Below are 13807 nucleotides of genomic sequence, written 5' to 3' on the forward strand. Positions count from 1 at the left end.
CTGACGCGTCTCGGCGCGGCCGGATCCCCGATCTCGATCTTCCTCACACTCCCCGACCACCGACCCTGGAGAACCATGCGCAAGCCCCTCGCCGTCCTCTCGCTGCTCGCGGCGACCACCCTCGCCCTCGCCGGATGCGGGACGACCTCCGTCGCGTCACCCACCGACAGCGCCGCACCCGCCGCGAGCGCCGAGTGCGCCAAGGACAGCACGACCACCGCCACGGGGCCGGTCAGCGTGACCGACGCCCTCGGCCGCACCGTGAAGCTCGACAAGCCCGCCGAGCGCGTCGCCGTGCTGGAGTGGCAGCAGGTCGAGGACGCGCTCTCGCTGTGCGTGACGCCCGTCGCGGTGGCGGACGCCGCCGGCTACCGCCAGTGGGACAAGGCGGAGACGCTGCCCGAAGGCGTCAAGGACGTCGGCACCCGCCAGGAGCCGAACCTCGATGCGCTGTTCCAGACCAAGCCCGACCTCGTGGTCGTGGAGGCGAAGACCCGCGACGATGCCATCATCGGCCAGCTCGAGAAGTACGGCGTGCCCGTGCTCGTGACCATCGGCGCCGACGCGAAAGACCCGGTGAAGCAGCTGCTCGCCACCTTCGACCTGATCGCGCAGGCCTCGGGGCGCACCGAGCGCGCCGAGGTCGTCACGACGGAGATGAAGAGCCACCTCGCGGAGGCGAAGAAGACCCTCGCCGCCGCGAAGCCGGAGAGCACGGACTTCGTCTACTTCGACGGCTGGGTCGACGGCGGCACCGTCTCGCTGCGGCCGTTCGGCACCGGTTCGCTCATCGGCGCGATCGGCGGCGAGCTGGGCCTCACGAACGTGTGGAAGGGCGAGACCGACCCGGCGTACGGGCTCGGCAGCACCGACATCGAGGGCATGACGACTGTCGGATCCGCGACGCTGCTGTACACCGGCACCGACGACCCCGACAGCGGCAGCTTCATCACGGCGGCCGAGAAGAACCCGGCCTGGGCCTCGATCCCGGCGGTCAAGGAGAAGCGGACCCACGCGTTCCCGACCGGCATCTGGACGTTCGGCGGACCCCGCTCGGCCGAGAAGATCGCCGACGCGTACGTCGCCGCGTTCACCCGGTGAGCCGGGTCCTGCACGAGAGCACCGGCGTCCGCGCGCGCCTCGGCGCCGTCGGGGCGCTGATCCTCCTCCTGCTCGCGCTCGTCGTCGCCGCGGGCTGGCATCTGACACAGGGGACGAGCGGGGCGGTCTGGGCCGATCCGGAGATCCTGCTCGGTGCGCGCCTGCCCCGCCTCGCGGCGGGTGTGGCGGTCGGTGTCGCCCTCGGCATGGCCGGCCTGCTCATGCAATCGCTGGCGCGCAACTCGCTCGCCTCCCCGGACACCCTCGGTGTGACGGCGGGCTCGTATCTCGCGATCACCGGGGTCGCCGCCTTCGGGATCTCGATCCCGTTCTGGGCATCGGGCATCGTCGCGTTCGCCGGCGGGCTCCTGGCCGCCGTGATCGTGCTCGGACTCGCGGGAGGGGCCGGATCCTCGACGACCCGGCTCGTGCTGGCCGGATCCGCCCTGGCCCTCGCGTTCCAGGCGGCGACCTCTGCCCTGCTGATCCTGTTCAGCGAGCAGACCAAGGGCCTGCTCGCCTGGGGGAGCGGCAGTCTGTCGCAGCTCGGTCTCGAGGCGTTCCTGCGCGCGGCGCCGGTCGTCGTCGTCGCCGGGCTGCTGGCGCTGCTCCTCGCCCGCCGCCTCGACGTGCTCGCCCTCGGCGACGACCTGGCGGCGTCCCTCGGCGTGCGGATCCGCTCCACGCGCATCCTCGGGATCCTGCTGTCGGTGGTGCTGACCGCGACCGCCGTCACCCTCGCCGGCCCGCTCGGCTTCGTCGGACTGTGCGCGCCGGTGCTCGCGCGCCTGCTCGTGCGGATCGTGCCCGGCCTCGGCCGGCACGCGCTGCTGCTGCCCGCGTCCGGTCTCATCGGCGCGCTCGTGGTGATCGTCGCCGATGCCCTGCTGCGGCTCGTCATCGGGGCCGAGGGCGCGATCGCCGTGCCCACGGGGGTGGCGACGACCGTGCTCGGATCCGTCGTGCTCGTGGTGATGGCGCGGCGGCTGCGCGATTCCGGACCCACGCGGCGCCCGCCGTCGATCCGGTTCGGCGTGCGGGGGCCGCTGCGCTTCCGGCTCGTCCTCGTGATCTCGGCCGTGCTCGTGATCGCCGTCGTGATCGCCGGCCTGCTGCTGGGCGCGACGCCGCTGCTCACCGGGGACGTGCTGCTCTGGCTGCAGGGGCAGGCGCCCCCGCAGATCGCGTTCGCACTGGACGAGCGGGCGCCTCGGGTGATCGCCGCCGTCACCGCGGGCGCGGCCCTCGCGCTCGCCGGATGCCTCACGCAGGCCGTGAGCCGCAACCCGCTCGCGGATCCGGGCCTCCTCGGCATCACCGGCGGGGCGGGGCTCGGGGCCGTGCTCGTGGTGACGAGCGCCGCGGCCTCGATGTTCGGCATGCTCGTGGCGGCGGTGGTCGGTGCGATCGCGGCCTTCGCGCTCGTGTACCTGCTGGCCTGGCGCGGCGGACTCAGCGCGGACCGGTTCATCCTGATCGGGATCGGCGTCTCCTCGGCGGCGGTCGCGCTCACGTCGTTCGTGCTGCTGCGGTCGAGCCCGTTCGACACCCCGAAGATCTACACGTGGCTGAGTGGCACGACCTACGGCCGGATCTGGGACCAGGTGGTGCCGCTGGCCGTGGTGCTGCTGATCACGCTGCCCGTGGTGCTGCTGCGCCGCCGCGAGCTCGACCTGCTCGCACTCGACGAGGACACCCCGCGCGTGCTCGGCGTGAAGCTCGAGCGCTCGCGCCTGCTGATCCTCGCGGTCGCCGCGCTGCTCGCCGCGTTCAGTGTGGTGGCGGTCGGGGTCATCGGCTTCGTCGGCCTGGTCGCCCCGCACGCGGCGCGCGCCCTGGTCGGCGCCCGGCACGCGCGTGTGGTCCCGGTCGCGGTGCTGCTGGGAGCAGTGCTGGTGGGCCTCGCGGATGCGGTGGGCCGCACGGTCATCGCCCCCGCGCAGCTGCCCGCGGGGCTCGTGGTCGCGGTGCTCGGCGCCCCGTACTTCGTCTGGCTGCTCTGGCGCTCCCGAGACGTGTGAGCCCGGGCTGCCCTCGGTCCGGTCCCTGAGCGAGGAGCGCAGCGACGAGACGAAGGGCGCTCAACGACCCCGAAGGGAGGTCAGGCCGGGTCCAGCACCAGGCGGTAGCCCATGCCCTGCTCGGTGAGCAGGTGCTCGGGGGCGCTGGGGGTGCGCTCGAGCTTCTTGCGCAGCTGCGACAGGTACAGCCGCAGGTAGCCGGTGTCCGTGATCTGCTCGGTGCCCCAGATCTCGCGCAGCAGCTCCTGCCGCGTCACGAGCGCGCCGGGATGCCGGGCCAGGTGCTCGAGGATCTGCCACTCCGTCGGCGTGAGGTGCACGCGGGATCCGCCGCGCGTCACGGCCTTGGCTGCCAGATCCACCTCCACCTCGCCGAACGCGACGGACGATTCGGCGGGCGCTCCGCCGCGACGGCGGGCGAGGGCGCGCAGCCGTGCGAGCAGCTCGTCGACCTGGAACGGCTTCGTGACGTAGTCGTCGGCGCCCGCGTCGAGCGCCTCGACCTTGTCCGCGGATCCGGTCCGTCCCGACACGACCAGGATCGGCACGTCGCTCCAGCCGCGCAGCGCCTCGATCACGGCGATCCCGTCGAGCTTCGGCATTCCGAGGTCGAGCAGCACGAGGTCGGGGTGCGACTGCGCGGCCATCGCGATCGCGGCGGCGCCGTCCGGAGCCGCGATCACGTCGTAGCCGTGCGCGGCGAGCGTGATCCGCAGGGCGCGCACGAGCTGCGGGTCGTCGTCGGCGACGAGCAGTTTCATCGCGGGTCCTCCTCGGCGGGGGTCGTCTCGAGCGGCAGCGACACCACCATCGTGAGGCCGCCGCCGGGGGTGTCCTCGGCCGTCAGCGTACCGCCCATGCCCTCGGCGAAACCGCGGGACAGGGCGAGGCCCAGGCCGAGACCGGTCGTGTTGTCGGTGTCGCCGTGCCGCTGGAACGGCAGGAACGCGCTCTCGCGCTGATCCTCGGGGATGCCCTCGCCGCGGTCGGCGACGCGGATCTCCGCGCGCTCGCCGAGCCGGCTCGTCGACACGATCACCCGGACGCCTGCGGGCGAGTGCCGCACGGCGTTGGTGAGCAGGTTCACGAGCACGCGCTGCAGCAGCACCGGATCCGCGCGCAGACCCGGCAGGGCCGGATCCAGGGCGAGCTCGACGTCGGCGGGACCGAGCGACAGCTCATCGAGCGCCGAGACCACGCCTCCGCCCGCGTCCACCCGGGCGAGCGACACCGCCAGGACCCCTGCCTGCACGCGGCTGACGTCGAGCAGGTCCGTCACGAGGCGGGACAGCGTGGCGAGGCTCTCGTCGGCGGTCTCGACGAGCTCGGCACGGTCCTCCGCCGACAGGCGGTGGGCGCTGCGAAGCCCGCCGACCGCGGCGACGGCGGCCGCGAGCGGACGGCGCAGATCATGGCTGAGCGCGGAGAGCAGGGCGCTGCGCACCTGGTCCGTCTCTGCGAGCACCGCCGCCTGGCTCGCGGTCTCGCGCAGATCGGTGTGCTCGATCGCCGCGGCCAATTGGGCGACGATCGCGTCGAGCAGCCGGCGGCCTGCGGCGTCGAGATCGGCCCCGTGCAGCTCGAGGATCGCGCGCGGGTGGCCGTCCGTACCGACCCCGACCGGAACCGTCTCGACCTGCGGCCCGGCCATCGCGGCAGGCCCGGATCGTGCCGCCACGGATCCGCCGGACGTGGAGTCGGCCGGATCCGTCCCGTCGATGTGCCCCGCGAGCGGCTCGCCGTCGGCCGCGATCACCGTGCCGTCGGGGGCGAGCAGCCGGATGCCGCTCAGCCCGAACGCCTCGCGCGCCCGCGCGACGAGGGCCGTGGGGGCGCTGTCGCCGCGCAGCACGTTGCCCGCCACGGCGGCGAGCAGCTCGGCCTCTCCGGCGGCGCGCTGGGCGGCGCGGGCGCGTCGGGCGGCCTGGTCCACGACGATGCTCACGAGCACCGCGATCACGACGTACAGCACGAGCGCGAGGGCGTGCAGCGGATCCGCGATCGTCACCGTGAAGAGCGGTTCGACGAAGAGGAAGTCGAGCGTGATGCCGCTCAGAATCGCGGCGAACAGGGCGGGGCGGAGCCCGCCGATGAGGGCGACCACGACGACGAGCAGCTGGTAGCTCAGCACGTCGCTCGTGATGGATCCTGGCGCCTTGAGCGCGAACAGCAGCCACGAGAGCAGCGGCCCTCCGACCAGGGCCACGGCGAAGCCGATGAGCTGGCGCCGCCACCCGAGGGCTCCACCGCTGATCGACGGGAGCGGTCCGCGGCGGCCGGCTGCGGCATGCGTGACGATGTGCACGTCGATGTCGCCGGAGCGGCGGATGATCTCCGCGCCGATGCCCGGCCCGGTGAGCGCCGCGGAGAGGCGGGAGCGCCGGCTCACGCCGATCACGAGCTGGCTCGCGTCGACGGACTGCGCGAACTCCACCAGCGTTCCGGGCACGTCGTCGCCGACGAGCTGGTGGTAGCTGCCGCCGAGCGATTCCACGAGGCCGCGCTGGGCGCTGAGCGCCCCTGGGCGGTCGCCGCGAAGTCCGTCCTGCGTGGTGACGTGCACGGCCAGCAGCTCGCCGCCGGCCGAGCGTGCGGCGATCCTCGCGCCGCGGCGCAGCAGGGTCTCGCCCTCAGGGCCGCCGGTGAGGGCGACGACCACGCGCTCGCGGGCCTGCCAGGCGCTGTCGATGCCGTGCTGGGTGCGGTAGCTGCGCAGCGCGCTGTCCACCTCGTCGGCCAGCCACAGCAGAGCCAGTTCGCGGAGGGCGGTGAGGTTGCCGAGGCGGAAGTAGTTCGACAGGGCGGCGTCGATCCGCTCGGCCGGATACACCTGTCCCGCCGAGAGGCGGTCGCGCAGGGTCTGCGGGGCGAGATCCACGACCTCCACCTCGTCGGCCCCGCGGATCACCGCATCCGGCACGGTCTCCTGCTGCACGACCCCGGTGATCTTCTCGACCACGGCATTGAGCGACTCGATGTGCTGCACGTTCACGGTCGTGATGACGTCGATGCCCGCGTCCAGCAGCTCCTGCACGTCCTGCCAGCGCTTGGCGTTGCGGGATCCTGGCGCGTTCGTGTGCGCCATCTCGTCGATGAGGGCGAGCGCGGGCCGGCGCGCGAGCACCGCGTCGACATCGAGTTCGTCGAGTTGCACTCCGCGGTGCGACACGGTCCGGCGCGCCACCTGCTCGATGCCCCTGGTCTGCGCGAGCGTCGCATCGCGGCCGTGCGTCTCGACGATCCCGATGACCACGTCGCGCCCGGCCTCGGACAGGCGGCGCCCTTCTCCGAGCATCTCGTAGGTCTTGCCGACGCCCGGCGCCGCGCCGAGCAGTACGCGCAGTCGGCCGCGGGCTCCGGATCCGCCCTCGCGCCTCGCGCCCATCATCGCCTCGCTCACTGCACGTGCCCCGTCGTCCGCGCGTCTCACCGCTGCAGGGCGTCGAGGGCCTGGTTCAGCGCGAGCACGTTCACCCGCTCTTCGCCGAGGAATCCCGCATCGCGCGTTTGAATCCTAGACTCCACCAGCGTGCGCACGGCGGACGCATCCAGGCCGCGCGCCTCGGCGACCCGGTTCACCTGGAGCAGCGCGTAAGCCGTGCTGATGTGCGGGTCGAGCCCCGAGGCCGAGGCCGTGACGGCGTCGGCGGGCACCGCGGACTCGGCGACGCCCTCACGGGCCGCGATCGCGGCGCGGCGCTCGGCGATCGCCTTCACGAGGTCGGGATTGTTCGGACCGAGGTTGCTGCCGCCCGAGGCCGTGGGGTCGTAACCCTTCTCGCCCGCCGCGGACGGACGGGGCTGGAAGTACTGCGGCAGGGCGTCGCCCTTCGCGTCGGTGAAGGACTGGCCGATGAGGGCGCTGCCGACCGGGGCCTCGCCGCCGGTCCAGCCGCCCGTGGCGTTCCCCTTCGCGTCGACGAGGGATCCGTTCGACTGCCAGGGCAGCGCGAGCTGGCCGATGCCGGTGAGGGCGAGCGTGTAGCCGACGCCGAGGAGGAGGGTGAGTACGAGCATCGCGCGGACGGCGACGCCGGTGAGACGGACGGTGCCGCGGAGGTTCGACATGGTGTGCCTTTCGGGGAAGGGCGTGGATCAGAAGCCGGGGATGAGGGCGACGACGAGGTCGATGAGCTTGATGCCGACGAACGGGGCGATGACGCCGCCCACGCCGTAGATCAGCAGGTTCCGCTGCAGGATCTGCGAGGCGCTCGCCGGCCTGTACTTGACGCCGCGCAGGGCCAGCGGGATCAGGAAGACGATGACGATCGCGTTGAAGATGATCGCGCTCGTGACCGCGGACGCCGGCGAGTGCAGCTGCATGATGTTGAGCGCTGCGAGTCCCGGGAACGCGCCCATGAACATCGCCGGGATGATCGCGAAGTACTTCGCGATGTCGTTCGCGAGCGAGAACGTGGTGAGCGCGCCGCGCGTGATGAGCAACTGCTTGCCGATGCGCACGATGTCGATGAGCTTGGTCGGATCCGAGTCGAGGTCGACCATGTTCCCGGCCTCCTTGGCCGCCGAGGTGCCGGTGTTCATCGCGACGCCGACATCGGCCTGCGCGAGCGCGGGGGCGTCGTTGGTGCCGTCTCCGGTCATCGCGACGAGGCGCCCGCCCTCCTGTTCACGGCGGATGAGGGCGAGTTTGTCCTCCGGGGTGGCCTCGGCGAGGTAGTCGTCCACGCCGGCCTCGGCCGCGATCGCCTTCGCCGTGAGCGGGTTGTCGCCCGTGATCATCACGGTGCGGATCCCCATGCTGCGCAGTTCCTGGAACCGCTCCGACAACCCCTCCTTGACGACGTCCTTGAGGTGCACGACGCCGAGGATCCGTGAGGTCCCGGCCGCAGCGCCCGTCGAGGGGCCTGCCACGGCCACCACGAGCGGGGTGCCGCCCGAGGCGGCGATCTCGTCGGCGACGCGGGCCGCCTCGTCGGCGTCGGATCCGGACGTCTCGATCCAGGCGCGGATCGCGGATCCTGCGCCCTTGCGGATCTGCGATCCGTCGGCCAGATCCACCCCGCTCATGCGCGTCTGCGCCGTGAAGGGCACGGTCTCCGCGCCCTGGGGGGCGGTGGCCGTGATGCCGCGAGCGGCGGCGAGCTCGACGATCGAGGCGCCCTCCGGCGTGGGGTCGGCGAGCGAGGAGAGCGCCGCCGCATGCAGCAGCTCCTCCGCGAAGACCCCGGCGACCGGCAGCACATCGGTGGCGCGACGGTTGCCGTAGGTGATCGTGCCGGTCTTGTCGAGCAGCAGCGTGGTGACATCTCCTGCGGCCTCGACCGCGCGGCCCGACATCGCGAGCACGTTGCGCTGCACGAGCCGGTCCATGCCGGCGATGCCGATCGCCGAGAGCAGCGCGCCGATCGTGGTCGGGATGAGGCACACGAGCAGGGCGATCAGCACCGGGATGCTCACCGGGGACGCGGAGTACGACGCGATCGGGTTGAGCGCGAGCACGACCACGAGGAAGACGATCGACAGGCTCGCGAGCAGGATGTTGAGCGCGATCTCGTTGGGCGTGCGCTGCCTGTCGGCACCCTCGACGAGCGCGATCATGCGGTCGACGAAGGTCTCGCCTGGCTTCGAGGTGATCCGCACCACGATCCGGTCCGACAGCACGCGGGTGCCGCCGGTCACGGCGCTGCGGTCGCCGCCCGACTCGCGCACCACGGGGGCGCTCTCTCCGGTGATCGCCGACTCATCGACGGTCGCGATGCCGGCGATGATGTCGCCGTCGCCGGGGATCGGCTCGCCCGCGACCACGATCACGACGTCGTCGCGGCGCAGGTCGGAGGACGAGACCTCCTCGGTCGCCGCGCGCTCCGCCGACGGATCGGAGGAGGCGTCGTAGCCCATGACGCGGCGGGCCATGGTGCTCGTGCGCGTCTTGCGCAGCGTGGCGGCCTGCGCCTTGCCGCGGCCCTCGGCGACCGACTCCGCGACGTTCGCGAACAGCACGGTGAGCCACAGCCAGACCGCGATCGACCAGGTGAAGCCGTTCGGCACCGGCGTGCCGCCGGACTCCGCGGCGCCGGATCCGAGGAATGGCTCGGCGATCGCCAGGACCGTGGTGAGCGCGGCCCCGGCCCAGACCAGCAGGATCACGGGGTTGCGCAGCAGCGTCGCGGGGTTGAGCCGGCGCAGAGCGCCAGGGAGTGCCCGCACGAGCTGCGACCAGCCGAACGCGCGCTGCGGGCGCTTCGGGGATCCGGATCCGGACCCGGGGTGCGGCTCCGGAGCCGGGTGGGTGAGCGGGGTGTCGACGATGGTCATCGGACGAGTCCTTCTGCGAGCGGCCCGAGCGTGAGCACGGGGAAGTAGGTGAGGGCGGTGACCACGACGGAGACCGCGATGAGGAGCCCGACGAACTGCGGGCGGTGCGTGGGCAGCGTTCCCGCCGTCTCCGGCACGCGCTGCTGCTGGGCGAGGGATCCGGCCAGCGCCAGGACGAACACGATCGGGACGAACCTGCCGAGCAGCATCGCGACGCCGAGGGCGGTGTTCAGCCAGGGGGTGTTCGCGGTGAGGCCCGCGAAGGCGGATCCGTTGTTGTTCGCCGCCGACGTGAAGGCGTACAGCACCTCGCTGAGCCCGTGCGGGCCGGGATTGAGGATCGAGGTGTTCTCGACGTCGGCGCGGATCGGCGGGATCGCGAAGCTCAGTGCGGTGCCGGCGAGCACGAGGGTCGGCGTCACCAGGATGTAGAGGCTCGCGAGCTTGATCTCGCGCGGGCCGAGGCGCTTGCCGAGGTACTCGGGGGTGCGGCCGACCAGCAGCCCGCCCACGAACACCGCGATCACGGCGAGGATGAGCATGCCGTAGAGGCCCGACCCGACGCCGCCCGGGGCGACCTCGCCGAGCATCATGTTGATCATCGGCATCATGCCGCCGAGGGCCGTGTAGGAGTCGTGCATCGAGTTCACGGCACCGGTGGAGGTGAGCGTGGACGCGGTGCCGAAGAGGGTGGATCCGAGGATCCCGAAGCGCTGCTCCTTGCCCTCCATCGCGGCTCCCGCCAGCTGCGGTGCGGCGCCCTGACCGTTCACCTCGAAGGCGCTCAGCGCGATCAGGGAGGCCAGGAAGATCGTGCCCATCACGGCGGCGATCGCGTACCCCTGGCGGTGGTCGCCGACGATCCGCCCGAACGTGCGGGGCAGCGCGAAGGGGATCGCCAGGATCAGCAGGATCTCGAGAAGGTTGGTCCACGCGGTCGGGTTCTCGAACGGGTGCGCGGAGTTGGCGTTGTAGAAGCCGCCGCCATTCGTGCCGAGGAGCTTGATGGCCTCCTGCGAGGCGACGGGCCCGCCGGGGACCGACTGCGCGGCGCCCGCGACGGTGTGCAGGTCGGTGAAGCCGGAGAGGTTCTGCGCCACGCCTCCCGCGATGAGGGCGAGCGCCGAGAGGATCGCGAGGGGCAGCAGCAGCCGGATCAGGCCGCGGATGAGGTCGACCCAGAAGTTGCCGATCGTCGCGCTGCCGCGGCGGGCGAAGCCCCGCACGAGGGCGATCGCGACGGCGATCCCGACTGCGGCCGAGGTGAAGTTCTGCACGGCGAGGCCGGCGAGCTGCACGAGGTGGCCCATGGTCTGCTCTGGCGAGTACGACTGCCAGTTGGTGTTGGCGACGAACGACGCGGCCGTGTTGAACGCCAGCCCCTCCGGCACCGCGGGCAGCCCGAGCGAGAGCGGCAGGATCTGCTGCGCGCGCTGCAGCAGATAGAGCAGCAGCAGGCCGACCACGGAGAAGGCGAGCACGCTGCGGGCGTAGGCCCGCCAGGTCTGCTCGGAGGAGGCGTCCACGCCGATCAGGCGATAGATGCCGCGCTCCACGCGCAGATCCTTCGCTCCGGTGTAGACGCGTGCCATGTAGTCGCCGAGCGGGCGGTACAGCAGCACGAGGACGGCGATGAGGGTGGCGGCCTGCAGCACGCCGAGCCAGATGTCCGCGGCGCCCATCAGAACTTCTCCGGGGCGACGAGGGCGATCACCAGGTAGCCGATCGCGGCGATGGCGAGGACGGCGGCCACGATCTCGACGACGATCACAGCTTCTCCACCCCCTTCGCGATCAGCGCGACGAGGGCGAACACGGCGAGCATGAGGGCTGCGTAGATGATGTCGAGCACGGATCCGATCGAACCGGTTCCGTCACCGCGAGCGGGGGTTCCTCACGCTTTGCTCACGCCCTGCGCCGGGAACCCATGCGGGTCCCACACGCGGCGGGCAGGATCCGCGTCGGACGCGTCAGAAGTGCATCTGCTTCATCGTGCCGTACTTGATGAGGATCTCCTCCAGCTCGAGCTCGTCCGCCAGGGGCTCGAACCGGATCGTCTTCGCCGCACCGTCCGAGAGCACGATGTCGGTTCCGTTCGAGACGAGCAGCCTCTCCCACGGCGTCGACCACACGAGATTCCCGGCGGCGTCGACGGCACGCACGCCGGTCGCGTCGAGCTCGACGCTCGCCACCTTGTCGCGCCCCTTCACCGTGAAGCGCGCGGGGAATTCGCTGCCCTCCCATTCCCGGAAGTAGACCGAGAGGCCGAGCTTCGCCTGCGGCCATCCGGCGCGGAGGCTCCGCGAGATCCGCGAGACATGGACCTCCTGCTCGATCCGGTCGCCGTCTGCCCCGGCCCACGCCAGCACGAGACTGCCGCCGACGAGATAGGTGGCCCGGAACAGCTCCTCCTGGCGCTTGTCCGAGGCGTCGAGGTCGGAGCTCTCGAGGAACGGTTGGCCGCCGATCGACGCCTGGCGCACGGTGAAGGTGCGCCGTGTGGCGGCGCGCTTCCGTCGTGTGCTCAGCACGCCGAACACGATGATGCCGATGAGCACCAGCACGCCTACGCCGAGGAAGATCAGGATCCCAGTGTCATCGTCCACGAACGCAGGATACCGTGAACTGAATACTCATTCAGCCATCGCTTCGCCCCGGCTGGGGAACGGTCTGGCCGACCGGCCGAGACGGGTCAGCCCTTGGGTGGGCCGTGCGCGGGGCCGGTGTGAGGGGTGTGCTGTGGTGGTTGTTTCGTCCTCCACAATTGCGTTTCGGGGGAGTTCTGCACAGTTCGGAAATATGGACTGATCTGGGGGTTCGAATGTCGGTGGTCCCGGGTTGGATGGGGGTATGAGATCGAGTCCGGCGGAGGTTCTGCGGCAGGTGGATGACCTGCTGGCGGGGTTGTGCGCGTCGGTGGAGATGGGTGCGGGGTTCGACGGGGTGGACGCGGCGGGGTTGGTGTCGGCGTTGGTGGTGGCCGGGTCTGTGCGGCGGCGGGTGGATGCGGTGCTGACGGGGTTGGTGGGGCAGGTCGCGGATCGGGATCGGCGGGTCGTGGAGGAGCGGGTGTCGGCGGTGGCGGGGTGCCGGGATGTGACGGAGTTGTTGCGGCGGGCGCTGCGGACGGATGTTCCGACGGCGCGGGGGTTCGTGCGCGCGGCCGGTTTCACGCACCGGGAGGTGTTCCTGTCCAGTGGCGGGTTGGGTCCGGCGGTGTTCCCGGCGATGGCGGAGGTGTTGCGGGACGGGGTGGTGTCGGTGGCGGGGTTGCTTTCGGCGATCGGTCCGGTGGAGCGGGCGGGGAACCGGATCAGCGCCGAGGAGCGGGAGGTCGTGGACGGGTTGCTCGCCGCGACCGCGCGGGGGGAGGATCTGCCGGATGAGCAGGGACGTCCCGGGCCCTGTCCGTCGACGGATGAGTTGGCGGACTTCTCGCGGGTGCTGATGCTGCGGTTGGATCCGGACGGGGCGAAGCCGGAGGATCAGGCGGGGGAGCGGAACAGGGGCGTTACGTTCGGGTCGCTCCGCGACGGAGTCGTCCCGATCCGTGGTGGGTTGCTGCCCGAGGTCGCCGCGCAGTTGCAGCGCCTGAACGATGCGCTCAACAATCCGGCGGCGACCGGATCGCCGTCGCTGGCGGCACCATCGTCGGGATCGGGGCATGGGCCGGTCGGCTTCCGTGCCGACGACACCGTGCCAGACGGGCCTGGTGACGGTGTGGATGCGGGTCCCGACACAGTAGACGGGCTGCCCGTTCCGGACGAGGCCCGCACTCCCGCGCAGCGGAACCACGACAACCTCGCGATGATCCTGCACGCGGCCGCCGCGTCCGCAGGCATGCCCCAGCTCGGTGGCGCCGCACCGACCCTGGTCGTCTCCGTCACCGCGGAGGACTACGTCAATGGGACCGGGCGGGCACGCCTGGAGGGCACCGGCTGGGACGTCCCGGTCTCGGTCGCCCGGCACACGGCGTGTGCGGGTGGGATCCAGCGGGTGCTGTTCGACGAGCGGGGGCAGATCGTCTCGATCGGCACGACCGCGCGCATCTTCACCGCGGTGCAGCGCCGTGCGATCGTCCTCCGCGACCGGGAGTGCGTGATCCCCGGCTGCCACGTGCCCGCGACCTGGTGCGAGATCCACCACGTCCAGGAACACGCCACCGGGGGTCCCACGCACACGAGCAACGGTGTCGCGCTGTGCTGGCATCATCACCGCACCCTGGAGACTTCGGGCTGGCAGGTCCGCATGCGCCACGGGGTCCCTGAGATCCGAGGCCCGCACTGGTGGGACCCCTACCGTGGCTGGCACCGGCCCCGCACCCGCCACGGCACGCCCCGAAACATCCGCACCCCCACCCACGCCCTCGCACCACCCGGATGACGACCAGCGCGGAAGGCCGATTCTCAC

Annotated in this window: 10 protein-coding genes; 3 read left to right on the forward strand and 7 right to left on the reverse strand. The window is 71.9% G+C overall.

Annotated features, from left to right (window positions below):
• Positions 1 to 75 precede the first annotated feature (75 nt).
• Both RS86_RS20955 and RS86_RS08110 read left to right on the forward strand, forming a co-directional pair.
• Complete coding sequence (locus tag RS86_RS20955) at positions 76 to 1101, forward strand: iron-siderophore ABC transporter substrate-binding protein (protein WP_045271738.1); 1026 nt, start codon at positions 76 to 78, stop codon at positions 1099 to 1101.
• Positions 1098 to 3122 (forward strand): iron ABC transporter permease, encoded by a 2025-nt coding sequence (locus RS86_RS08110; RefSeq protein WP_045271739.1) that lies wholly within the window; start codon positions 1098 to 1100, stop codon positions 3120 to 3122. The genes RS86_RS20955 and RS86_RS08110 overlap by 4 nt, the downstream gene beginning before the upstream one ends.
• An 80-nt stretch (positions 3123 to 3202) precedes the next feature.
• On the opposite strand, the gene RS86_RS08115 is transcribed toward RS86_RS08110, so the two are convergent.
• From RS86_RS08115 to RS86_RS08140, 7 genes are all read right to left on the reverse strand, one after another.
• On the reverse strand, positions 3203 to 3883 hold the full coding sequence (locus tag RS86_RS08115) for a response regulator (RefSeq protein ID WP_045271740.1): 681 nt from the start codon (positions 3881 to 3883) through the stop codon (positions 3203 to 3205).
• Complete coding sequence (locus tag RS86_RS08120) at positions 3880 to 6507, reverse strand: ATP-binding protein (protein ID WP_045271741.1); 2628 nt, start codon at positions 6505 to 6507, stop codon at positions 3880 to 3882. Before RS86_RS08120 ends, RS86_RS08115 begins: the two co-directional genes overlap by 4 nt.
• A gap of 41 nt (positions 6508 to 6548) precedes the next feature.
• Positions 6549 to 7190 (reverse strand): potassium-transporting ATPase subunit KdpC, encoded by a 642-nt coding sequence (gene kdpC, locus RS86_RS08125; protein WP_045271742.1) that lies wholly within the window; start codon positions 7188 to 7190, stop codon positions 6549 to 6551.
• A 27-nt stretch (positions 7191 to 7217) separates the two neighbouring features.
• Entirely contained in the window at positions 7218 to 9398 is a 2181-nt protein-coding gene (kdpB, locus tag RS86_RS08130) for a potassium-transporting ATPase subunit KdpB (protein WP_082076672.1), read from the reverse strand.
• Positions 9395 to 11080: a potassium-transporting ATPase subunit KdpA gene (gene kdpA, locus RS86_RS08135; protein ID WP_045271743.1), complete on the reverse strand. Its 1686-nt coding sequence runs from the start codon at positions 11078 to 11080 to the stop codon at positions 9395 to 9397. The genes kdpB and kdpA overlap by 4 nt, the downstream gene beginning before the upstream one ends.
• A complete protein-coding gene (locus RS86_RS20145) occupies positions 11080 to 11169 on the reverse strand; it encodes a potassium-transporting ATPase subunit F (RefSeq protein WP_082076673.1) in 90 nt (29 codons plus the stop codon). The genes kdpA and RS86_RS20145 overlap by 1 nt, the downstream gene beginning before the upstream one ends.
• A gap of 198 nt (positions 11170 to 11367) precedes the next feature.
• Positions 11368 to 12003 (reverse strand): hypothetical protein, encoded by a 636-nt coding sequence (locus tag RS86_RS08140; protein WP_045271744.1) that lies wholly within the window; start codon positions 12001 to 12003, stop codon positions 11368 to 11370.
• 244 nt (positions 12004 to 12247) lie between these two features.
• Between RS86_RS08140 and RS86_RS08145 the strand changes: the two genes are divergently transcribed.
• On the forward strand, positions 12248 to 13780 hold the full coding sequence (locus tag RS86_RS08145; RefSeq protein WP_045271745.1) for an HNH endonuclease signature motif containing protein: 1533 nt from the start codon (positions 12248 to 12250) through the stop codon (positions 13778 to 13780).
• Positions 13781 to 13807 lie beyond the last annotated feature (27 nt).

Origin of the sequence: Microbacterium azadirachtae (genome assembly GCF_000956505.1) — a bacterium.
GTDB classification, from domain to species: Bacteria; Actinomycetota; Actinomycetes; order Actinomycetales; family Microbacteriaceae; genus Microbacterium; species Microbacterium azadirachtae_A.